Origin of the sequence: Roseburia rectibacter (assembly GCF_014287515.2) — a bacterium.
GTDB classification, from domain to species: domain Bacteria; phylum Bacillota; class Clostridia; order Lachnospirales; family Lachnospiraceae; genus Roseburia; species Roseburia rectibacter.
This window is the reverse complement of sequence record NZ_CP092473.1, coordinates 1,533,579-1,556,416: the sequence shown is the minus strand read 5'-3', so window position 1 is coordinate 1,556,416 and position 22,838 is coordinate 1,533,579. Positions and strand designations below refer to the sequence as shown.

Sequence of the window (22,838 nt, the reverse complement as noted above, 5' to 3'; positions counted from 1 at the left end):
TTAGTCCTTCATACCGGACGTGGTCATCGTCTCGATGACGTTACTCTGGCATATGATAAAGAACGTGATCGGTATTGCAGCAATGATAAGCTGTACTACCGCACCAGCTCCCTGTCTTGCCGGCCCTCCTGCAACGATCTGATACAGTGCATACTGAAGAGGCTTTAACTGCTCACTTCTTAAAAATCCGCTTCCTGTATTTGCCCATAATGTCTGGAACTGGAAGATCGCAAGTGTCAGCCATGCAGGCTTTACATTCGGCATGATAATGGAAAAGAAGATCCGGAACTCTCCGGCTCCGTCAAGTCTTGCCGATTCGATCAGTGAATCCGGGATCTGCTCCATGAACTGTTTCATCAGGTAAAGTCCGAGTCCATATGCAAATGCCGGTAAGATTACCGCTAAATATGTATTGTTGATCCCCAGCCAGGAAATGATCATGTAGTTCGGGATGGCGGTAACATTGTACGAAAACATCAATGATAATACGACTATCGAGAATAAAAATTTCTTTCCCGGAAAATCATGTTTTGCAAGCGGATATGCTGCCAAAGATGCAAACAGCACATGTCCTACGGTTCCAAGTCCTGTAATGATCAGGGTATTTAACACGTATCTGGTAAAAGGCACCCAGGAACTTGACATCAGTACATACAGATCACTGAAGTTATCCAGTGACGGGTTCCGCACAAAGATCTGCGGCGGATAGCGGAATAATTCATCTAACGGTTTTAATGCATTGTTTAAGATCATTACTAACGGCAGTGCCATGAACACACCACAGATTCCCATGATCACAAACAATATCGTGTTTCCCGCCATGGAACGGTTTAACTGTTTCGTGTGTTTTATTTTCCACCGGGATGGTTTTTTATAGTAATCTTTTTTACGCTTCAAACTATTCACCCACCCTTCTGATTGCTTTTTGTACAAGCTGGTTCGTTCCAACCATCAATGCAAACAGGACAGTTGCGATTGCACATGCATAACCCATCTCATAACGGGTACCACTGCCGTAATCGATCAGATGTGTCACGATCGTCGCACCAGAATAATTCACACTCGGATTTCCTGCAAGATTGATGGAAATATCCGCCACTGCAAATGACTGTGTGATCTGCATAACTGCACCAAACATGAGCTGCGGCCGCATGGACGGGATCGTGATATACCACAATTCCTGCCAGCGGTTTTTGATTCCATCCATCGCTCCCGCCTCATAAAGGCTCTTGTCAACGGTCTGTAAACCTGCGATAAAGGTTAAGAATCCGGTTCCAAGACTCAGCCATAGCTGTACGATAATGAGGATCGGCAGTACGTATTTTTCTGTTTTCATCCACTGGATCGGCTCGTAGAGAAATGACCATTTCATCAGCCATCCATTTAAGTAACCGTAACGGTCACCGGAGATAATGATCGACCATACCATAAAGGCGTTGCCTGAAATCGACGGTGCATAAAAGATCAATGTCAGAAATGCTCTTAGTTTTCCTTTAAACTCATTGATGATCCACGCAAACAGGAAACACATGATATAACTTAACGGTCCTGTTACCACCGCAAAAATGATTGTGTTTTTGAATGCTTTCTTAAAAACATCATCATCCAAAAGCAGTTTGATATAATTTCTCCAGCCGACAAAATTCGGTGTCTCTAACATGTTGAAATCGGTAAAACTGATCCCGATCGAGGCAAGTACCGGCAAAACTGTGAATAAGAAGAAAAGAATAAAATACGGTGCGATCATCACATAGGACATTTTGTATTTTTTCATTTCCAGTTTTGTCTGCTGCCACTTACTCCTTTTTTGCATTTTCTTTGTTTCTCCCATCCCAATCTCCATTCCCTTTGTCCGATATACATTTACTGTTTCGTATCGGACGCGGTTTTCATACCAAACTCCTCGCGTTTACTTGTGATCTCAGCATTGATGTATTCGAGATATTCATAAAGTGCTTCTCTTGGCTGCATCCTCTTATCTTCATCTGCAACTACAACTGTATAGAACGCATTGTTTACATTTCGCCATGTAAAATAGCTTCCCGGAACCTGACGGATTCCTTTTACATTTGCAAACTGGGCTTCTAAGGCTTCATAGTCATCCGTCGGCCACGGAAGATTTGCAAATGCCTCGATGTTTGCTGTCGGATAACGCGCTGCCTCACCCATCAGCCCCTCCATCTCTTCGCCATAAGAAGTCTGTATCTCTGAAGAAAGCCACCATTTCATAAACTCCCAGGAAGCTTCCTTATCCTTTGTTCCGCTCATCATCATACATGCAAGTCCTGTGCTTGCAGAGGTATTATTGATGGTTCCGTCTTCCTCTTTTACACCCGGCAGTGCCGTAAATCCCCATAAACCTTTGATATCCGGTGCTGATACTTCAAGTACGTTGTAAGTCGTATAGTCAGCAATGATGATCGGTGATTCTCCGGTACGGAAACGCTGTTCCACAGAAGTCTCACGGTCTAATTTGTAATCTGTATAGAACTCACAGTATGTCTTAAATGCATTGACCGCCTCATCCGAATCTAATGCAGATGCAGTTGCATCTTCATTGTAAAGCTCTCCATCGTGCTGATATAAAAGACTGGTAAAAGTCAGTTCCGTCGGCAGCATGCCAAGCGACATCTGGTTTTTGGAAAGTTCAGATAATACAACCTTCATATCATCCCATGTCTTTGGTATCTCAATTCCAAGTTCATTCAGAATATCTTTCCGGTAGAACATCATCTCAAATGACTGTGTCTCCGGCAGTGCGTATAATGCCCCATCATACATAAACGACTCCACTGCGCTTTCACGGAAGCGTTTTACCACATCCTTATAATCGGAAAACTGTGTCAGATCCACAACTGCACTTCTGAGTCCGTAGTTGACCGGAAGATCATTTGATGATGCAGTCGTTCCGGTGGAAGATGTCGCTACCGTTCCATTCGTGCCATTTGCTACCTGAAGTGCCACATCCGGTCCCTGTCCGGCTAACGTTGCCTGCAGCAATGTATTCATATCTACAAGCTGTACATTGACATTGATATTTGTCTCCGGTGTAAATGTCTCATCGATCAGTGCCTTAATAACATTCGCCTGGTCACGTCCGCTTCCGATCCACACAGTGATCGTCCGGCTGTCCTCGCCCTCCTCTGCAACATTTCCGATTGCATTGTAATCTACGATAAAAGAATAAAATAATTTCTTAAACTCGTGCACGACACTGGCTGCCACGGAACCCTTATCTTCCGTCACTTTCTGGTCCGGTGAAGTAATATAGATGGCATCTAACTGCAGTGGCTGCTGCTGTGCGTTGGTGATCCAGGTTCCAAGTGCACTGACATTTGTTTTAAATGCCTTCACCATTTTCGTGATCTTTTCTGTATCACGCAGGATCTCATTTAGCTGATCCCTCATGGTAATGATGACTGTCTCCTCGCTTCCGGCAACTCCTAATGTATCAAGTGTATCTAACACCTCATCAAGTTCATCACGGATCACTTTCAGTTCTCCCTCCAGCTCCGGCAGACGTTTTTCTATCTGATAATCACGGTACTCATCCGGTGAAACACCAGTAATTCTTATGATCTTGCGGTATTCACTGTTTAACTCCGTCACAATGCTCTGCACATCGCTGATAACTCCGGCGAAATCTCCAAGTACCACCTGCATGCGCAGTGTGTGATGTCCTTTATCCAGATAAAACCGGTATGCATCTCCTGCATGATCAGAGAGCGTTGTCATTTTCCAGGTACTGTCATAAGTAAAACCATAATGGTTTAATTCCTCAAAAGGTACTTCTCCATCGATCATGATCTTACGGGAAACATAGATTCCTTTAACGAAATTCTGTTTAGAATGTAAAGTGATATTGTAAAAACCATTCTCCTCCACATCAAATTCCCATTCGATCCACTGACCTGTCAGTCTCCAGCTGTTACCACCGATGGAGTTATTTTTCAATACTTTTGCACTGTACGGTGTGATCGCCGGTGAGGATTGGTCCTGTACCGGATAGAGCATTCTGGATGATTTCTTTGTCGCATGTTCTGCCTGAATCTCAATGCACTGTCCACTGGTATCGGCTGCTCCGTCCTTTTGCTGCTGCTCATATACCGTCTGATAATCTAAAAGATTTTCTTCATTCTGTAAGCAGATCGAATGAAGGATCATCGGCTCTCTGCGTGAAACGATAGTGATCTCATGTTTTCCTTTTGTAAGGAAAACTGAAAGCGGCTCCGTCACATACCCATCCTGATCATAAAACCGTGAAAAAAGCCATTCCGGTGCCTCCACCTGCGTAGGCTTTAAATCATTTCCCTGATTGTCTTCATCCCAGATATCTGAGGTATTTACCCAGACTCTGGAAAATTCGATCAGTGAAAGTTCCCGGTACGGAAGCTCGCCGTCAACAAAAAAACTTCGCTGGATGGAAGAACCATTTCCATCTACCGGATAATAAGAGATACCAAATTCATACATTCCCTCATCAGCAATGTCTACCTCATAGGTAAGCATCCCACTCTCTCCGGTATAAACAGAAGTTCCTTCCATCCCCTCGTAATCGGTAAGAACTTCCGGCTCCATACCTGCACAGTCAATGTAATCGGCAGCATTGATCTCGTAAGACGTCTCCGGCTTTTTTACATTCTCAAGCCCTTCCTTATATGCTTCATACCCCTGATATTCCGCCGTATAATTGAGGATCTTTTTATAATCCTCATACGTCTTTGCTCTAATCTCTGCATGCAACGTTACATTCTGCCCTGCACAAAGCCCTCCGGATGTAAAAATCATCACTGCTGCCAGTGCACCCGAAACCCCCTGTTTCAAAAATCCCATTCTCACAGCTATCCCCCTCTTATTTATAAAAAATATTTCTAACCCTCCAAGATAACTTTGTTAGCTTTGATAACTTTTTTAGCTTTGATAACTTTACCCGTTTTATCGTTTATCATTTTTAAGTTATCGTTAACTTAATTTTTATTATACAGTTTGCAATATTATGCGTCAATAATTCAAGATATTTTTATGTAATATGCACATTTTTTCACTTCTTTTTTTGTAGAATATATTTCACTAAATTTTCATATTTTGTTTATATTTACTTAATTTTTAATTTTTTAAGTTATTCCCACGCTGCTTTTCAGGCAATATCCACAGAAACTGTTGTGTGGTAAATAAGTACTACTCTATGTATTTTCGCTTATTTTCGTTATATTTTACATGTTGTCTGACAATTAAATTTAAAAAATTTTATGCATTACAACATATAATTTTTAATTTGTTGACACAGAATTTATTATAACAGTTGTCGTTTTTCTCAAATACTGTAATTTCTGGACTTTTTTTGCATGAATTTTCTGCGAAAATACCTTTTTATCAGATTGTAAAATTTCCTGTCACAAAAAAAACATGCAGCTTCTAAAATTATAAAAACCGCATGCTTTTAATTATTTTTTGTGTCTTTCTTCAAGATTCTTGATTTTATCATCCATACAATTTTTCAATCTAAAATTGTCGATCACCCAGACGATCGGTTCGATATCTGTTCCGTCTAAAATTGCAGCTTTTGCATCCGTTATGATATCCCACCACTGCGGTGTCTCATATTCTTCTGTCACAAACTCTGCCAGTGCCGGATGTTCTGACTGAATATAAAGTCCCATCGTTCCTACCGGTTTTGGTCTGTTCATGCTCTCGGAGATTGACGCAAACATCGGATAACACCAGAAATCCGTGCAGTAAGTTCCGGGAATCGTATACTCTTCCCGGATTCCGGTACCGAAGAACAGAACTTTTCTGCCCTCTGCCACCGCATGTTTTAATTTCTCATACTTATTCTCTATGCCGCTTCCTGTTTCACAATTTTCATGGTGCACTGCGTTTTTCTTTAAATTCTTCCAGCTCAAGTCTTAGCCGGATTGCCCAAGGCGGAACCGCCGCATCATCATAGTCCTCCAAAAATAAAAATGCTGTCTGATAGTCCGGTCTTGCTTTCGGATAAGTCCCCCTGCCATCCGTAAAATACAATAAACCGCCAATATTTTTTAACTCCCCACATTCGATCAGGTCATTGACATAGGAAAATACCGGCCGGAAATCCGTACTGCCGCCTCCTGCAACTGTAAACTTCTGCATCAGTGCCGTAATATCACGTTCACTTTTTAATTCAATATCCGACCGGATCTGGTTATCACATTGGATGACACGTATCCTAGACTGCGAAAAAAAACTGTTTTTCTGTGTCAGTATCGAAAATGTCTCCTTTAAAAACTGTTCCACCAGTGTGCCGCTCGTAGAATAGCTGGTATCAATAGCGATCACAAACTCCCGGATCTTTTTGACTTCCCGGCTCTCAAGCGGCTCCATTAACGGCATATTTCCATACAATTTCAATCCATATGTATAATAATTCAGATCAAACTCATCCTGATTTACACCGATTTCCTCGCGCAGCACGGAAAAACGCTGCAAAAAATCCTTATAACTTCTTCTGCTCTTTTCCGCTGTTGCCTGTGCCAGAAATAAATCTTCGCCGTCCGTCGTCTCGCCGCCGCGCATCTCCTGTTCCATCTTCGTCTGCCTTGCGATCTTGTTCCACTGGTTCTGGTTTCTTACCGCCTGTTCCTGCTTTGCCTGTCCGTCCTCTTTTTTCGGCCAATAACAATGGTCATCCGTGTAAAATTCCTTTTGGAGCAGAATCTTTTGTTCCAGCTCTTCGTTCTCGATCATCCGGTATATCACAGCTGCAGAGATCCCCTGTTTCTGCTCTTTTAATCTGTCATACATCTGTTTTCTCGTCCAGCTTAAAATACGTTTTGTACATTCCGCCTGCATCTGGTCGATCGTATATTCCACTGCGATATCACATGCTAAATTCCATGTCCCTCTGTCCCTGCTTCCTCCGATCCACAAATGCGAAAAAATGCAGTGCAGTACCGTATGCAGATATGCACGGTCTAAATACAGCGCATTCTTTTCAAAAATCCCGATCAGCCATTCCGGTGCTACATAAAGATATGCACCGTCTGTTGCAAATGCCCGCAGATTCGGATCAATTTTTAACTGTAACTGCGACAATGCCAGTTTTAAATACCGCAGTTCCATATATAATTCATGCCGTACAAACTCCATGATCTTTGCCGACATCTCTTCCTGCCATTCTGACTCCGTCTGTATATGTGCCACGTTTTTCTCCTCTGATACAATAAACTATATGCCATGCGAAACATGACGCGCTGTTACCATAACTCATCAAATGTATATCGTTCTTTTTTGGGTTCCGTAAAATATTGACTCTTTAGACGCAAAAGCTCCGCCGTTCCTTCTGCCCACTCCATCCGGGAAGCCTGTTCTAATCCTGCCTTCACTGCCCCCTGCGTGATCCAGCCATTTTCACAGAAAAAAGTGATCATTTCCATATTTTTCTGCTCCACAAGTTTCGGTATCATATATGATTCCTGCTCTTTTAAATATTTTACATAGCGTTCTTTGGCCTCCTCTGTAAGACTGACCGGATACCGTAACCGCAGGCTTAATATGTGAAGCAGTGTGCTTTTCTTTTCTTCTGCACATGCTTTTGGAAAAATGAGGTCATACTGACTTAAGTCCGGGATTCCCTCCTTAAAACACTGCCTTGCCCGGAAGCCTTCTCCCTCAATGCTCCGTCCAAAAATATGAGCCGGTGCGATCTCATCATAGCTCTCATAATATTCCGGATAAAATACCGCCGTCTGTCTGCCCTCTCCCGCAAACGTCACTTCCATATCTGCCGAAATCCGGCTTAAGATCTGTTTTGCCCCACTGCCTTCAAAAACATCACAGCGTATCATCAGAAAATGAAACTTTTTACAGTTCATAAAAGCGTCGCTTCCGATCTCCTCAAGATATTTCCCGATCTCAAGTGTTTCTAATGCATTACAATTATAAAATGCATAATTTCCAATTTTATGCACTGTATCCGGCAGTGTCAGTTTTTTTAATCTTTCCCCGCCAAGTTCCACAAGGCGCATGCTCCAGTCCGCACTATCTGCCGGCATTTTCTGCCATGTTTTTTTCTCCGTGTCATAGATACAGACTGTGTGCTCATACTCCGTTTTCAAATGCGCTGACGTAGCAAAACAATAATCGCCAGTTTCCGTCACTGCATATCCCTCTATCGTATCCGGTATGACGGCTTCTTCTGACTCACCAAAAACGCGCAGAATCTTTATGTTTTCCCCATCTTTTTTTTCCCAGTAAAACTGATAATATGTCTGCATATTACTCCTTATTCCTGTATGTGAAAAATATTTTTTTCACCCTGCTTCTCTTCCAGACAACTGCGTATCGCATCCTCCGACAGTTGTTCTCCTATGACGATAATGACTTCCTGTCCCATCCCGATCGGTGAAACCACCAGATTGTTTTTTGTCGCATTCAGCTCAATCCACTGTTCGTTTTCATTTTTCATAAATCCCTTGATACGAAAAACTTTTCCACAGGATTTGTCTAAGAACAGTTTTTTGGTTACTTCCTGTAATCGTTCTTCTGTCATATGCATATTCATAAAGTAGAGAGACTGAAACGTTTCCTCCTGTGTCAAATCCGGTTTGCGGTAATTTTCCATACGGTAGCCACAGGATACGATCTGCCTGAAGTCCTCATCTGTCATCTGCTCCCAGTCTTTAGAAAAGACCTCCTCAAACTGTCTTTTACACCTAATATTTTTCAATGCTCTGTTTAGATGGGAAACTGCTTTTTTCTGTTCCTCTTCGGTTGTTTCCTGTGTCTTACTTAAAACAATACATCCTGCATCTGCCGCCTGTGATGCCAGCAGAAATTCTGCGCTTTCCGGCAGATTTTCTTCCAGATTCGAATCTAAAACTGTGATCACATTTCCGATTTCATACCATCCGTCTAACGGCTCCTCATGCAGTGTGTCAAAAAACTCGTCCACATCATAGATCCCGGAAGGCTCCACGATCACACGGTCATATCCGCACATGCCCATGGATATCAGTTTCGTCTTAAAACGTCTCCTGTGCGTGTCAGCATCACAGCCGCCCGATATCATCTCAAGTTCACAGTTATCTCCCCTTAGATCACCAAGTAGCATCATATCCACATTGACTGCACCGAAATCGTTTTCCAAAATTCCGATATTCTGTCCCTGTGTGATCAGATAAGAAGCATATTTTCTTAAAAAAGTTGTTTTCCCGGAGCCTAAAAATCCGGTGATCAGATCTATTTTCACCATTGCATTCTCCCCTTTTCCATGTAAATCTCTGCTGGCAGCATGCGCAAAACTTTATATGGGGCTGCGAAGTTACAGTTCACAGGGTAATCTGTGAACTGCAACTTTTTCTGCATCTGCCATTCTTTTCTTCTGATTTTACCGCAGCTGCATCATGCCGCCAACTAAAATTCCTTTATTATCGTGATAAATTCTCTCAAACTGTGTCATCGGAAGCGGATTTTCTCCCATGCCAGCCTCGATCGTATAACCTGGTCTGTCATATTCCTTAATAAACCAGTCTTTATATCCGGCATAACCTGACGCACCAGGTGTTTCTTCCACCGCATATCCGCTCACACGCCCGAAGTAGTCTGCGATCTCTTTTGACCTTGCCGGTTCGTAATCCAGATATTTCCAGTAAATAACCTCACCCTGTGTGTGATATGCCAGGATCAGCAGAAAGTCATTTTCTCTTGTCAGCTCATACACTGCTACACTCTCCGGCGCCGTAAGCGGTGCTTCCCCCACATAGTCCCGCGGTGCAGGTTTGTCATACCCCTGCGAAAACTTGATCTGTTTTGCCATCTCCCATCCTGCCGGAAACTGCAGGTTCAGATCCACCCCCTCAATATTTGCCTTCCATCCGTCCGGGAACGGAATTGCAGGATAGTCCTCCGCGATCAGTCTCGCCCTGCGGTAATAAACACCACTGTTTAACAAACCATTGACTAAATCCACACCATCCGGATTCACAAGCGGCACCATGCATAACTGAAATTCATTATATAGCGTACGCGCATCCACCGATTCCTGTCCCATATCCGTCTGTCCATCATTTTCCGCACCGGCAGCAGATGAAAAAACAATGTTTCCACCTGAAGCGTAAGATGCCGCATATTCCTCCGCAAATGCTAACAGCACCGGGGTTGTAATACTCTCATTTGCATGGTAGGATGCACTGTAAAATACCTGTTTTGCACCAGTTCCGATCCAGATGCTCCAGATATCTTTTCCCATCACACTTTTTCCTATGACACCGGCAGATAAAAACGGATAGCGCACTACAAGACCTTCTACGATCCACCTTGTCAGAACCGAAGTATATTTTACCATCTGCGGAACTAGCGGAAATCCAAGTGGAATCGCTAAAATGGCATCGATCACAAGCTCATCCGGATCAATCAGCGGATTCGCAGTAAGAATCGCTTTCTCCGTTGTCCCATATCTGCGCGCCAGTCCAAAAACCGTATCTCCTTTTTTAATCGTATGCATACGGTATCCGGTCAAATAAGGTTTTAAATTTTCCCATACCACACGGTTTACCGTACAATTATCAGTATCCCCGGTAAAATCTTTCAGTGCCTGACAGGTACGCTCCCCGAAAATTCCGTCGATTCTAGCCGGATATCCCGCTCTGGTCAGTGCGAGCTGTAAATATTCCACCCATACGCCGCGGTCCCCCTGTATTAAAAATTGCATGAACTCCCCTTTGTATCATTCTTTCTGCTATTATATGCAGCTTACAGTAAAAATTTTCTTTCCCTACTTCACAAAAGCAATGTTATCTAAATTTATGGCACCATTTTCTATCCTGTCAAATACAAACCGGATACTTTTGATCTGTTCCCGGTTAAATCCATCTTCCGCCACAAACTGATCTGCTGTGATATGCACGGTCTGAAGCTGTCTTTTATATTCACTTTTTCCTGTGAGATACTGGATTTTGGAAAGTTTTACCGGAAATGCCGGATAAAGGATCACAGAATCACTCACAGAACTGACTGCATGATTTCCATGGATATCCGTCAGAACTACAGAAAAATCCATCGGTTCATCATCTGCTTCTTCCCTTAAATCCATCGCGTCAAAACAGATTCCTCCATCTTCCAGCGCCATCTGTCCATCTGACATGATCTCATAATATGCATCATTCGTATCTTTCCATTTCAGCCGCACGGCATGGTTCTCCCTCTTTCCCATCGCCGATTCAGAATCCGCCAATTCTTCCTCCGTCCACATCGTAAAATGTTCTGCAGATATGCTTCCCCCCGGCGCTGTCTCTAAATCAGAATCCTCCTCGTAGTCGGTAATAAACGAAGCATCTGAAGTCTCATATTGCTGCACATAAAGCGTTTTGGGCAGATATGCCGCATACTTTGCATAATCAGTCAGAAAATCCGCATAAGTATTATTTTCTTTTAAACTCTTATCTAAAAAAACAAGCGATGCGATCTTTAAGATTTCCTGCTGATCTTCCGCTGTAATGAAATTTTTTACATTCAGCCACAGCGAAAACGGTCTTCCGATATCATACCCGCCCCATTCCGTATTAAACTGTCCATGATTTGCCCCGGCAATATAGAGTGAAGATGCAATGTAAGCCCCGTCTTTTGAAAAGGAAACATTTTCATACTGCTCATTTCCAAGGAAAACACTGATATCCTGATCATTTGCTCCCTGTAAAACCAGATAATCAACATCTGAGAGTTCCGTCTCATGTCCTGCAGGCAGATACTGGTTGACCGACGGTGCCACTGCAATAAGTGCCTGGATCGAATAATGATAATCAAATGTAAACATCCCATTGCCCGGATATGCATCATACTCATTGAACAGGTAAGCATCTGCGATCATTTCTCCGCCCCTTGAGTGTCCCATCAGTGCAATATGATTTTCATCGATCTTACCGTATACCGGCAGTGACTCATCTTTATTTTTCTTTAAGATTTCCCCGATATTTTCCAGCAGCAGGACGGCACGCGCATCATTTTCCCCGCTTCTCTCGTTTAAGATATTTTCATCCACTGACACAAATACATAGCCGTGCGATGCTAAGTATTCACCGAGATAATCGTATCCCAGATAAGATTCTGCTGTAATGCTGTGGTTGCCATGCGCCATAAACACAACAGGACAGTTTTCTGCCTCCGCAGGATACCAGATTTTTCCCGCAACCGGCGCACCTTTTCTGGTATGCTTCGTAAAAAAATTCCGGTAGATTCTGTGCCACTTCTTCTCTTTTGCCACATATGGACTTAAATCCACAGTGCCGGTTGCCATATCTGTTTCACCATCCGGACCATAAGTCACACAGACCGGTGTATATTCTCCCTGTGCAATGTAATCCACAAACCCATCCACCTCGCCTGCCTGCGTCGCATAAGTGTTATGATTCCGATACTCCAAAATATAATCATCCACAAATCCCTGCCCGAACAGAAATACCAGAAATACACACCAGATAACACATCCTGCCGCAAAGTGGATTCCGCAAAACAGCGTATGATGGCGTTTTACCAGCCACGCCCAGATGAAGCGTCCCGATAAGAGCAGTAAAATATAAATCAATGCAGCAAAAAAAGTGCTGACCATATGTTCATTGCCAACACTTCCATATACACAGCTACAGACGAATATCAAAGCTCCTGCAATCCCATACAGAATATTTCCAATATTCCTATGCCAGATGCGGTCACCGATACGTGAAAGCAGACATACTATGCCCACAAGCAGCATGTCACTTAATATCACGCCACCGGAAAAAAAATATATCCTGTTGCCAAAATACTCGGTTGCCAGTGCACCACAGAAAAAGCCAGTGATCACCAGCACCACTAATTTCATTCCCCATCCGGTATCTTTCAATTCACACCGGCACGCTCTGCCATATTCGAGCAGTCTGCCGCACAAATTTTTTTTCATCTGTCAACTGTCCCTGCTTACTTTTTTCTCCGTTTTCTCTTCATACATCAGCATCTCAGCCCGTTTGACATAGCTTTCCAGCGCATTTTCCTCGCCAGGTTGTGCAACAACAACACCAATACTTGCACTTAAGGCAAACGGTAGCTGCATTTTTTCCCGCAGCGCACTCAGTTCTGCCCTGATCTTATCTGCTAACAGCATGCCGGCTTCCTCATCTTTTGCACTTTCCAGCACAATAAATTCATCGCCGCCCGTCCGCGCTGTGATCGCATCTGCATCGCAGTGTTTTTGCATAGCCTTTGCAATAGAAACAATCGCAAAGTCACCATATTCATGTCCAAAGGTATCGTTAATATATTTCAAACGATCCAGGTCAACAAACATGACTAACACTGGTATCTTCTTCTCTCTCATAATAGAGAAGTAGCTCTCCGACAGCTTCTGATATCCCATACGGTTATAAAGCCCTGTCATGGAATCTTTGATATACAGATCCGATAAAATCTGGTTCATGTATTCTAATTTTTCTTTTTTATGCAGGTTCTCCATCGCATTCGTCAGCGTTTTTACCACCTGGAACAGATACTGTTTTTCCATCAGATAAACAGCATTTTCAATGACCAGATAACCGACTGTACGATTTCTGAAATGCATCGGAAGGAATAAGAAATCCGTGCCACCCGCCTGTGGTTCAAAAAATGGAAAAATACCTTCAATCTCCATCTGGTCTGTATCAATCATCCTGCCATTTTTATATGCAAATTTCACCTGCATACATTTCGGATAGCCTTCTACATGAAAATCTTCTTCATCAAAAAAACGAAGACTCCGGTGTGCTTTTACCTGCTCCTTATACGCATCCATGTGTGAATCAAGGATCAGATACATTGCGTCACATTTCAGGGAAGGAATACACTGTGGGATACAGTACATCATCTCACGGACCGTATTACATTTGAGCAGTTCGTATTCCAGTGAAAATACCTCATCCTCAAACCGGGCAGTTTCAATTCCGTACATGATCTGCCCTTTGAGATAATTTGCCTGATCCGGCACTTTCGCCGCCTTACAGCCGCAACTGTCCCAGAAAATGCCTTCTGTATCCGTATAATAAAACCTTTCTGAATCTTCCCCTTTCCAGATGCGTAAGAATAAATCTGCACATGCAATTCCAACATTTTCCCGGATATGACCGATCGTTGAAATCCTCGGCTCATAATATGCTGCCTTGTCAAAATTATCAAAACCTGTCACACAGAAATCCTCTGGAATCTGATATCCATGTGCCGCTGCCGCCTCACATACACCGACGGCGATATTGTCATTTCCACAGATGATCGCCTCTGGCAGTGCATCATGCGTTTCAAGCAACCTCTCAAAGCCATTTACCCCACACTGATATTCAAAACTCTCGCAATAAAAATCAGATTCCGAATATACAAGCTGTTTTTCATCCATATATGTCTTTAAGGCAGATATTCTTTTTACATTCTCATAATTATCTTCCGATCCCATGACAAACCAGTATTTTTTACATCCGTGTTTCTCATGGAGATGTCCGATCATCATCCGCATTGCTTTTTCATTATTGATCCCGACATAATAAAAATCTTCGATCTCATTTGCAATGGAAATAACCGGTACACCGGACTCTTTTGCCCGCTGTATCACTTCTTCCCGTACCTTCGGATAAGCAATATTATTCAGATCAAGAATAACACCGTCAAATTCGCACAATTCCGGAAGCCGGTAAATATTATATTCCCCGATATTATATTCATTATCGCAGCTCCATCCACCGGAACTGTTAAAGATATACAGACTCACTTCTTCGCCAGTCTGCCTGATTCTCTGAAGAATACCTGCCGGCCATGCAAAAGTAAACCACCTTTTCCAGCCATCCATGATCAGCGCAATTTTCTTCATGATTCTCTCCTGTCCATCTTAATCCTAAAAGCACTATATTAGACGAAAAACCCCGGAAACAAAATGCTTCCGGGGCCTTTTATGCCAAATCAGCACTCGCACCCATTAAACTCTGGATAAGTACTCACCTGTTCTTGTATCAATCTTGATCACATCATCCTGCTCAACGAATAATGGAACAGATACAGTTGCACCAGTCTCAACAACTGCCGGTTTTGTAGCACCTGTTGCTGTATCACCTTTGAAACCTGGCTCTGTGTCAGTAATTCTTAACTCTACGAACAGAGGCGGCTCTACTGCGAATACGCTTCCGTTGTGAGAGCACATTTTTACCATTTCGTTCTCTTTTACGAATTTTAAGGCATCACCGATATCGTCTTTGGATAAAGCGATCTGGTCATATGTCTCAACATCCATGAAGTAGAATAAATCACCATCTGCATACAGATACTGATAATCTTTTCTGTCAATACGTGCCTGTGGGCATTTCTCTGTAGGACGGAATGTTTTCTCAACAACACCGCCACTCTTAATATTTTTTAACTTAGTTCTAACAAACGCTGCACCTTTACCTGGTTTAACGTGCTGGAATTCAATAATCTGGTAAATGTTCCCCTCTAACTCGATGGTAATACCATTTCTGAAATCTCCTGCTGAAATCATGTAACTTCCTCCTTAAACATACGCCCGAGTTTTGGACTCTCTGATTTTTCTATTTTATAATAAATGCCTGTACATTTCAAGTTTTTTTTCGTTTTGCTCCATCAAATTGACAAAAAAGACTTATATTTATGAATTTCGTTCCTCAATCTCATGGATCATATCAATTCTGGTCTGATGTCTTCCACCTAAAAATTCAGCATCTAAATACGCTTTTACAATATCTTTTGCCAGCTCTGTTCCAACGATTCTTGCACCGAATGCAATAATATTCGCATTATTATGCTCTTTTACAAGTCTTGCCGTTGCACAATCCGAGCATACAGCTGCACGCACGCCTTTTACTTTATTTGCTGCGATTGAAATACCGACACCTGTTCCACAGATCAGCACTCCACAGTCTGCCTCGCCTGCCACAACAGCGCGTCCGACTTTTTCTCCATACTCCGGATAGTTGCAGCTATCTGACGTATCTGTTCCAAAATTAATAACCTCATGTCCTAATTCTTTCAGATAGTCCATAATAACAAATTTTAACTCAGTTGCTGCATGATCATTTCCAATAGCGATTTTCATTGTTCTCCTCATTTCCTTTTATTTATTTGCTCTTATAGAAACATTTTATTCCAAACAATAAATTTGCCCAAAAACATGCAATCTATTGTTTTGCTTTGTTTTTCTTTGCCAGATCCCTTCTGTAAAAAAACAGCACGATTTTTTCCAGATAGCGTTTTAACACGATCTGTATCTCTTCTTTCGGATGAATCGGTTTTACCAGAATGGAACGGATACCGGCACGCTTTGCACCGTATACGTCTGTAAAGATCTGATCCCCGACAAAAATGGTATTGCCGGTATCTGTACCTAACTCTTCCATTGCTTTTTTATAATTTGCCGGATTCGGTTTGCCTGCCTTGTAAATATATGAAACGTTCACTGCATCGTTAAACATTTTCACACGTGGCTCTTTATTATTCGATAAAAGCATACACGAAAATCCCAGTTCCTTTAAATGTGCAAACAGGGCACATGCACGCTCATCTGCCGGTGCTCCATGCCGTACCAGTGTATTGTCAATGTCAAATATCACCCCCCGGTACCCTTTCGCATACAATTGATCAAAATCTATCTCATAGGTTGAATCCAGATATTCATCCGGATAGAACTTTTCCATCATATTTTTCCTCTTTTTCATTTTCAGTTAAGTTCATATCTGCCGCATGATACTGCATACATGCTCATTGATATTTTTTATACGAGATACAGTGTACTATACTTTGAAAAAAATATCCAGTAAAAAAGAGAATCGCTCACCTGCAATCCTCTTTTTATCATCATTTATATTCTATAATTATAATGAAAAATTCTCATTCGGACGGATATATAATAATCCGGTCTGGCTCATGCGCTCTCCAACAAAGAACTGATACTGCTGCAATACCTGATCTTTCTTCATTTCAGAAACAGCCTTCTCAACATCGAGACTTGCAATATCACTCGCCATTCCTTTCAACTCATATTCGGCATCCGGCTGATACTGTTTCGCATACTCCGTGGCACCATGATCCGGTTTGTTATCTCTCTCTCTTTCCGTAACCTCCGCCACTCGGGTGTCTTTTACCACCTCATCTATGGTATTCGGTACCGTCTCCTCCAGAATCTGAGTATTCTTTATGGTATTGTAATCATAAAATCCCGCCTGTATGCGGATACCTGAAATATTCATACCACTACCCCATCTATCTGCATCTTCTACTTGATAAAAAATATATCGGTCTGCCTTTGTAAATACTTTAGCACAATTTTAATGTTCTGTTACTTGTCTAACATCTTTTTCAATTCACTCATAAATGTATTCACGTCTTTGAACTCCCGATATACCGAAGCAAATCTCACATAAGCAACTGCCTCAAGATCCTTTAGCTTATCCATCACAAGCTCTCCGATCAGGCTGCTTGGTATTTCCTTCTCTTCACGGTTAAATATCTCCGTCTCAACCTCATCAACTAACTGATTGATCTGATTTACGGAAATCGGTCTCTTATGACATGCACGCAATACACCTGCCTCGATCTTAGAACGGTCATACTGTTCCCTGTTATTGTCCTTTTTAATAACGATAAGTGGTATGGTCTCTACTTTCTCATAAGTCGTGAAACGCTTCCCACATTCATCGCATAACCGTCTGCGGCGAATCGAATTATTATCGTCTGCCGGTCTCGAATCAATAACTCTTGTATTTTCACTGCTGCAAAACGGACACTTCATAAGCTACCTCCTATGCACAGATCCCCATTTATTAAAAGTATATCCATTGTTTTTGTAATTGTCAACATAATTTTCCCTGTCAGATACGCCTGTTTTTGGTCATTTCAACGAAATTTTTCGAAACGTTTTCGTTTTATTTTGACAATAAAATTCCTATATGTCCTATATGTCCTATATTCTATTGTTGTATTTTCTTACGGACTTCCTTTTCTTCTACCTCAACCAGTATGATATCCGGCCCGATCTTTACGATCTTACACCACGGAATGTGCAGTTCAAATTCTCGTCCCACACATCCAAAAAATTTAGCCGGCCCCGGAATGATGATCGTCCGGATACATCCGTCATGTTCATCAAACTCCAGATCACATACATTTCCAAGGCACTTGCAGTCACAGACATTGATCACTTCTTTTTTCTGAAATTCACAAAAACGCATACAGTCTTCCAAACCAGTTCGTTTAGAAAACCATATGCGTCTTTGCATATTTTTAGACTATATTTTATACATTAAAGCGGAATAAGATCACATCCCCATCTTTGACGACATAATCTTTTCCTTCCATGCCCACGATTCCTTTTTCACGTGCTGCGGAAAGGCTTCCATTATCTAAAAGATCCTGATAGTTTACTACTTCTGCCTTGATAAATCCACGTTCAAAATCGGTGTGAATCTTTCCTGCCGCCTGCGGAGCTTTTGTGCCTTTTTTGATCGTCCATGCACGACACTCATCCTCCCCTGCAGTAAGGAAACTGATTAATCCAAGCAGGCTGTAGCTTGCTGCCACAAGCTTATCGAGACCACTTGACTCTACACCAAGATCCTCAAGATATTCTTTCTTTTCATCCTCGTCGAGTTCTGCCAGTTCCTGCTCTATCTGTGCACAGATAACAAATACTTCTGCCCCTTCTTCTTTTGCCATTTCTCTTACTTTGGCAACATGTGGATTTGAAGCTCCGTCATCTGCAAGATCATCTTCAGATACATTTGCAGCATAAATCGTAGGTTTTGCAGTAAGAAGATTATAGCCCTTAAACCAGATCTGTGCATCCTCATCATCAGGCACTTCAAATGTTCTTGCCATTTTACCTTCTTCAAGATGTGCCTTTACTGCCTCTACAAGTTCAAGTTCTTTTGCAAGAGTTTTATCCATTCTCGCCTGTTTTGCAATTTTCGCAATTCTTCTGTCGAGAATCTCTACATCTGAGAAAATAAGTTCCAGATTGATCGTCTCAATATCCCTTGCCGGATCAACCGATCCATCAACATGAATGATATTCGTGTCTTCAAAGCAACGTACTACATGTACGATCGCATCTACTTCACGGATATTGGCAAGAAACTGGTTTCCAAGTCCCTCTCCTTTGCTTGCGCCCTTTACAAGACCCGCAATATCTACAAACTCGATCGTAGCAGGTGTAACTTTCTTTGTGTGATAGAGTTCACCAAGCTTTACGATTCTCTCATCCGGAACGGATACGATTCCGATATTTGGATCAATCGTTGCAAATGGATAGTTTGCGGAGAGTGCTCCCGCCTTTGTGAGTGAATTAAACAATGTAGACTTTCCGACGTTCGGAAGTCCAACGATTCCTAGTTTCATTTTATCTTATACCTGTCCGAAAATCCTTGATTTGTAGGGATTTTCGCCTTTCTATTGTTTTTTACTACACAAATTACTACACAATTTTTAAGGCTTTCTCTGTAATTTGTTATTGTGTTAGGTCTAATACTATCCCCCTTTATATTTTCAATCCAATACTCAAACCATGCTTTGACTGTCATATCACCACAAGCATTGATTCCACCATGTTCATCCTCGAACCTAGCGTCTGCGTACCAATTTACGGCATTCTTGAAGTTTCGGAAAATATCTTTGAACGGACTTTCCTGTACGCTTGCTGACAAATCCCGCTGTATACAATCCGTCTTTTCTTTGGCATATTCCTACGCCAAGCTCTCTTCCTTTTAAATCTTTGCCCGTAAAATCAACACCTTTCTGCTGTGTAAGCACAAAGAGTTTGATACAGTCTAATATTATATCATAAGTCTTGCAATTTTGTAACCACAAAATTTCACTTTGGTTTTTTCCCAACATATTAATAGTGAAAAATAGTAACAAATTAAGCACCTTCAGAAAGATATATCTCTTTTTTAACTCCGGTGCCTCGTTTAATTCTTTCACACTTACCAGCGTCGGCATCTGAAACATATGTATCTGGTAAAGTTTTCCATCTACATATTGTTCAGCGTCATCTAAATCCGAGTGCTCTAATACGTAGTCAAAATACTCTATCATTTTTTCTACATATTCCCTAAGTTCCACTTTTCCTGCAAAATACATGCCCCGCCAGTAATTACAGTAGATCTCGTCCTCCATATCCAGCGGATTTTCGTTTTCCTTTAATACGTTATTATAAAGCTTTTCGATCACATCCTGTGACCGGCAGAACATATCCTCGCTTAAATCTTCCCTCTCATCCGTACCGCAGATCCAGTTGCCGTAAACATCATATTCCAGTTCTTCCTTTAAACCGTCAAGGTCATATTTATCCCCATCTAATGCCCGTACTTTTGGATCATCATAAACAGCGATTGCACGGTCTGTCTGTTCGATCAGACGTTTCTGAAATTCTACACTCTCGTTTTTTTCACCGTGTCCAAAACCAGCACGCATGTTTACCTGAACCACAACATAATTATAATAGGCAAACAGTATCTTTTTTCGGATTTCCCAGTCTTCTATTTCAAAATACCGGTCAAACGCCTCCCGTTCAATCTCAAAGCATGCAATACTTTTCTTTGCATCTTCTACTTCACTGTAACGGCTGTAAAAACCGCCAAGTATATGTGTGGTCAGAAGATACTTTTCCCAGACTCCTGTTTTCTGATAATATTTCTGAACAACCTGCGCCATACCAATACATATCAGCCTGTCACAATACCCTGACGCATTCATTCTGTCCAGCTGCTTATAAAACTCATCCGCAAGTTCATCATTTAATCTGTCTTCATGTTCGATAAAAGGCCTTGAGTGCTGTCTCATTTAAATATGCTTCCCGCTCCAGGTTTTTCGTATACTTTTCAAAAAAATCGGCTATATTGCTACTTGTAATCACGTTTGCACCTCTTAGGTTCTCTCAACAGATCAGTCTGGGAAACGTGTACTATTGTTTCTTAATTATTCCAGTCCGTCTGCAAATTGTTCAAATTTTGTTCTTACATTGCGGAATGTCTGCATCAGTTTCGGTGAAAACCCCCCACATTCTCCATTTACGATCATATGGAATGCATCTTCCTTTGAAAAGGCATCTTTATAACAACGCTCATTGATCAGTGCATCATATACATCTGCTACTGATACCAACTGTGCAGATACCGGTATCTCTTCTCCTTTTAATCCATCCGGATATCCTTTTCCGTCATAACGTTCATGGTGGGATCTTGCGATCTCATAAGTTACCCTCTGTGTGACCGGATCCCAGTCATCTTTCATGGAATCTAAGATCTCACATCCACGCAATGTATGAGATTTCATATACTCAAATTCATCTTTGGTCAGTTTTCCCGGTTTTAATAAAATGCTGTCCGGAATCGCGATTTTTCCAAGGTCATGCAATGCACTCGCTGACACGATCGTATTGATCATATCCGGTGTCAGTTCATACTCCGGATAATTTTTTGCAAAATCCTCTGCAAGTATCCTCGTATAACCTTTTACCCGCTGGATATGTTCTCCACTCTCTAAATTACGGTACTCAACGATCGTACCAAGCATATCGATGATATCCTGGTTGCGCTTTTCAAGCATCTTCGTCTGCTGCTGCAGTTTATCATATGCCTTGCGTAATACGGCTGTCTGATCTGCCACTTTCTCTTCAAGCTGGTTTTTGTATACATACTGATTTACCATATTCTGTACACGTTTCTGTACCAGTGCTGTTTTATATGGTCTGCCGATAAAATCAGAAACACCGTAATCAAAGCATTTTTTCTCGATCTGCATGCTCGTCTCACCGCTGATTACGATAACCGGTATTTTATCTAAGATTTTTTTACTCTGCATATGCTCTAATACTTCAAATCCATCCATGACCGGCATAATAAGGTCAAGAAGCACTGCATTGATATTTCCTTTTTCTTTCTCAATGACCTCTAATGCTTCTTTGCCGTTCTCGGCTTCTAAAACATCATAATCATCTCTTAATATTTCTTTCAGAAGTTCCCTGTTTATATATGCATCATCTACAATGAGAATTTTATATCTCATATCTGCTCCTCCTCGTATATAAAGCTACACGTTCATCTGTTTTTCGGACCGTAACATTTGTAACTTCATCAGAAAACCATCTTGCACCATTTACATCTATCTTTACACCCTGATATATGGTTCCTTTTACGATCAGCTTCGCATGTTTGCTCTTTTCAATCTCTTCATCCAGATACACATCTTTTTTCTGTATCTCTTTCATTTCAAGTTCCTTTGTGTAAATCGTATCTTCAACCTTCAGATACATCGGATTTACATTCCGCTCCTCCGGCATATATCTTTTCTGAAAATTCTGATAAGCACTTCTTAGCAGCGATAATTCTTTTCCTACTGATTTCATCTGCAATACAAGCTGATTTTTATCATTGATATATTTATCTCCCCTGCCGACATAAACCTCGGTACGTAACCTTACTTTATTACCAAGATCATACACCTCTAAGTTCTGCCCCGCCTGTGTAATGCCTCCGACGATCTTTCCCATTTTTCCGGCACTGATATGTCCTCTGTTTCGCGGATTGTTTCCTTTTCGCAGAATGATATTGGTCACTTCAACCTTTCCATTTCCGAGTTCCTTAATTGCCTCCTCATTGATTCCTGAGATGACACCTTTTTCTTTTAACGCTGAAAGTATCTGTTCTCTTGTAAGTACTGCGTTCTCATCGGTTAACAGTATATATGCTTCCATCTCACAGTATACATCAGACTTGAATACTGTTCCACCGGAAGACTCATCTCGATTCCAAGACGGTGCCCCAGTTCAATCTCATGTTTCTGATCCTGCGTAAAAGTAAGTTCTT

The 22,838-nt window shown here is 41.7% G+C and carries 20 protein-coding genes; all 20 read right to left on the bottom strand.

Annotated features, from left to right (window positions below; all coding sequences use genetic code 11):
* Complete coding sequence (locus tag H8S51_RS07370) at nucleotides 1–906, bottom strand: carbohydrate ABC transporter permease (RefSeq protein WP_186899482.1); 906 nt, start codon at nucleotides 904–906, stop codon at nucleotides 1–3.
* Nucleotides 899–1,831, bottom strand: coding sequence for a carbohydrate ABC transporter permease (locus H8S51_RS07365; protein ID WP_241070948.1), 933 nt, complete (start codon nucleotides 1,829–1,831; stop codon nucleotides 899–901). Before H8S51_RS07365 ends, H8S51_RS07370 begins: the two co-directional genes overlap by 8 nt.
* Before the next feature lie 32 nt (nucleotides 1,832–1,863).
* Nucleotides 1,864–4,833: an extracellular solute-binding protein gene (locus tag H8S51_RS07360; protein ID WP_186899483.1), complete on the bottom strand. Its 2,970-nt coding sequence runs from the start codon at nucleotides 4,831–4,833 to the stop codon at nucleotides 1,864–1,866.
* 611 nt (nucleotides 4,834–5,444) lie between these two features.
* Nucleotides 5,445–5,873, bottom strand: a complete 429-nt coding sequence (locus H8S51_RS07355; protein ID WP_118590932.1) for a hypothetical protein — start codon at nucleotides 5,871–5,873, stop codon at nucleotides 5,445–5,447.
* A complete protein-coding gene (locus H8S51_RS07350; RefSeq protein WP_186899484.1) occupies nucleotides 5,863–7,182 on the bottom strand; it encodes a vWA domain-containing protein in 1,320 nt (439 codons plus the stop codon). Before H8S51_RS07350 ends, H8S51_RS07355 begins: the two co-directional genes overlap by 11 nt.
* A 53-nt stretch (nucleotides 7,183–7,235) precedes the next feature.
* The gene (locus H8S51_RS07345) at nucleotides 7,236–8,255 is read right to left on the bottom strand and encodes a leucine-rich repeat domain-containing protein (RefSeq protein WP_186899485.1); all 1,020 of its coding nucleotides are present in this window, start codon (nucleotides 8,253–8,255) and stop codon (nucleotides 7,236–7,238) included.
* 8 nt (nucleotides 8,256–8,263) lie between these two features.
* Nucleotides 8,264–9,232, bottom strand: coding sequence for a GTP-binding protein (locus tag H8S51_RS07340; protein WP_186899486.1), 969 nt, complete (start codon nucleotides 9,230–9,232; stop codon nucleotides 8,264–8,266).
* Between the two features lie 135 nt (nucleotides 9,233–9,367).
* Nucleotides 9,368–10,690 carry a M14 family metallopeptidase gene (locus tag H8S51_RS07335; protein ID WP_186899487.1) on the bottom strand — a complete coding sequence of 441 codons (1,323 nt, stop codon included), beginning with the start codon at nucleotides 10,688–10,690 and terminating at the stop codon, nucleotides 9,368–9,370.
* Nucleotides 10,691–10,753: 63 nt separating this feature from the next.
* Entirely contained in the window at nucleotides 10,754–12,913 is a 2,160-nt protein-coding gene (locus H8S51_RS07330; protein ID WP_186899488.1) for an alpha/beta hydrolase family protein, read from the bottom strand.
* A gap of 3 nt (nucleotides 12,914–12,916) precedes the next feature.
* Nucleotides 12,917–14,839, bottom strand: coding sequence for a GGDEF domain-containing protein (locus H8S51_RS07325; protein WP_186899489.1), 1,923 nt, complete (start codon nucleotides 14,837–14,839; stop codon nucleotides 12,917–12,919).
* A 105-nt stretch (nucleotides 14,840–14,944) separates the two neighbouring features.
* Entirely contained in the window at nucleotides 14,945–15,502 is a 558-nt protein-coding gene (efp, locus tag H8S51_RS07320) for an elongation factor P (protein ID WP_015560810.1), read from the bottom strand.
* Nucleotides 15,503–15,628: 126 nt separating this feature from the next.
* Nucleotides 15,629–16,075: a ribose 5-phosphate isomerase B gene (rpiB, locus tag H8S51_RS07315; protein ID WP_117918637.1), complete on the bottom strand. Its 447-nt coding sequence runs from the start codon at nucleotides 16,073–16,075 to the stop codon at nucleotides 15,629–15,631.
* 82 nt (nucleotides 16,076–16,157) lie between these two features.
* Nucleotides 16,158–16,676: a YqeG family HAD IIIA-type phosphatase gene (locus H8S51_RS07310; RefSeq protein WP_117918639.1), complete on the bottom strand. Its 519-nt coding sequence runs from the start codon at nucleotides 16,674–16,676 to the stop codon at nucleotides 16,158–16,160.
* A 174-nt stretch (nucleotides 16,677–16,850) separates the two neighbouring features.
* Nucleotides 16,851–17,225, bottom strand: a complete 375-nt coding sequence (locus H8S51_RS07305) for a hypothetical protein (protein WP_186899490.1) — start codon at nucleotides 17,223–17,225, stop codon at nucleotides 16,851–16,853.
* 89 nt (nucleotides 17,226–17,314) lie between these two features.
* Nucleotides 17,315–17,767 carry a transcriptional regulator NrdR gene (gene nrdR / locus H8S51_RS07300; protein WP_006858655.1) on the bottom strand — a complete coding sequence of 151 codons (453 nt, stop codon included), beginning with the start codon at nucleotides 17,765–17,767 and terminating at the stop codon, nucleotides 17,315–17,317.
* Between the two features lie 178 nt (nucleotides 17,768–17,945).
* On the bottom strand, nucleotides 17,946–18,206 hold the full coding sequence (locus H8S51_RS07295; RefSeq protein ID WP_117918643.1) for a YlmC/YmxH family sporulation protein: 261 nt from the start codon (nucleotides 18,204–18,206) through the stop codon (nucleotides 17,946–17,948).
* Between the two features lie 64 nt (nucleotides 18,207–18,270).
* Nucleotides 18,271–19,371 carry a redox-regulated ATPase YchF gene (ychF, locus tag H8S51_RS07290; RefSeq protein ID WP_117918645.1) on the bottom strand — a complete coding sequence of 367 codons (1,101 nt, stop codon included), beginning with the start codon at nucleotides 19,369–19,371 and terminating at the stop codon, nucleotides 18,271–18,273.
* Nucleotides 19,372–19,593: 222 nt separating this feature from the next.
* Nucleotides 19,594–20,814 (bottom strand): hypothetical protein, encoded by a 1,221-nt coding sequence (locus H8S51_RS07285; protein ID WP_186899491.1) that lies wholly within the window; start codon nucleotides 20,812–20,814, stop codon nucleotides 19,594–19,596.
* Between the two features lie 135 nt (nucleotides 20,815–20,949).
* Nucleotides 20,950–22,038: an HD domain-containing phosphohydrolase gene (locus tag H8S51_RS07280; protein ID WP_117918649.1), complete on the bottom strand. Its 1,089-nt coding sequence runs from the start codon at nucleotides 22,036–22,038 to the stop codon at nucleotides 20,950–20,952.
* The gene (locus H8S51_RS07275; RefSeq protein ID WP_118209105.1) at nucleotides 22,028–22,726 is read right to left on the bottom strand and encodes a FapA family protein; all 699 of its coding nucleotides are present in this window, start codon (nucleotides 22,724–22,726) and stop codon (nucleotides 22,028–22,030) included. Before H8S51_RS07275 ends, H8S51_RS07280 begins: the two co-directional genes overlap by 11 nt.
* Between the last annotated feature and the right edge of the window lie 112 nt (nucleotides 22,727–22,838).

Excerpts from the sequence above, each read along its gene's own strand:
- H8S51_RS07275 (WP_118209105.1), bottom strand. The coding sequence starts at position 22,726 with ATGGAAGCATATATACTGTTAACCGATGAGAACGCAGTACTTACAAGA.
- H8S51_RS07340 (WP_186899486.1), bottom strand. The coding sequence starts at position 9,232 with ATGGTGAAAATAGATCTGATCACCGGATTTTTAGGCTCCGGGAAAACA.
- H8S51_RS07335 (WP_186899487.1), bottom strand. The coding sequence starts at position 10,690 with ATGCAATTTTTAATACAGGGGGACCGCGGCGTATGGGTGGAATATTTA.
- H8S51_RS07325 (WP_186899489.1), bottom strand. The coding sequence starts at position 14,839 with ATGAAGAAAATTGCGCTGATCATGGATGGCTGGAAAAGGTGGTTTACT.
- ychF (WP_117918645.1), bottom strand. The coding sequence starts at position 19,371 with ATGAAACTAGGAATCGTTGGACTTCCGAACGTCGGAAAGTCTACATTG.
- H8S51_RS07345 (WP_186899485.1), bottom strand. The coding sequence starts at position 8,255 with ATGCAGACATATTATCAGTTTTACTGGGAAAAAAAAGATGGGGAAAAC.
- H8S51_RS07280 (WP_117918649.1), bottom strand. The coding sequence starts at position 22,038 with ATGAGATATAAAATTCTCATTGTAGATGATGCATATATAAACAGGGAA.
- H8S51_RS07285 (WP_186899491.1), bottom strand. The coding sequence starts at position 20,814 with ATGAGACAGCACTCAAGGCCTTTTATCGAACATGAAGACAGATTAAAT.
- H8S51_RS07305 (WP_186899490.1), bottom strand. The coding sequence starts at position 17,225 with ATGAATATTTCAGGTATCCGCATACAGGCGGGATTTTATGATTACAAT.
- H8S51_RS07330 (WP_186899488.1), bottom strand. The coding sequence starts at position 12,913 with ATGAAAAAAAATTTGTGCGGCAGACTGCTCGAATATGGCAGAGCGTGC.
- H8S51_RS07360 (WP_186899483.1), bottom strand. The coding sequence starts at position 4,833 with ATGGGATTTTTGAAACAGGGGGTTTCGGGTGCACTGGCAGCAGTGATG.
- efp (WP_015560810.1), bottom strand. The coding sequence starts at position 15,502 with ATGATTTCAGCAGGAGATTTCAGAAATGGTATTACCATCGAGTTAGAG.
- H8S51_RS07310 (WP_117918639.1), bottom strand. The coding sequence starts at position 16,676 with ATGATGGAAAAGTTCTATCCGGATGAATATCTGGATTCAACCTATGAG.
- rpiB (WP_117918637.1), bottom strand. The coding sequence starts at position 16,075 with ATGAAAATCGCTATTGGAAATGATCATGCAGCAACTGAGTTAAAATTT.
- nrdR (WP_006858655.1), bottom strand. The coding sequence starts at position 17,767 with ATGAAGTGTCCGTTTTGCAGCAGTGAAAATACAAGAGTTATTGATTCG.
- H8S51_RS07365 (WP_241070948.1), bottom strand. The coding sequence starts at position 1,831 with ATGGGAGAAACAAAGAAAATGCAAAAAAGGAGTAAGTGGCAGCAGACA.
- H8S51_RS07295 (WP_117918643.1), bottom strand. The coding sequence starts at position 18,206 with ATGCGTTTTTGTGAATTTCAGAAAAAAGAAGTGATCAATGTCTGTGAC.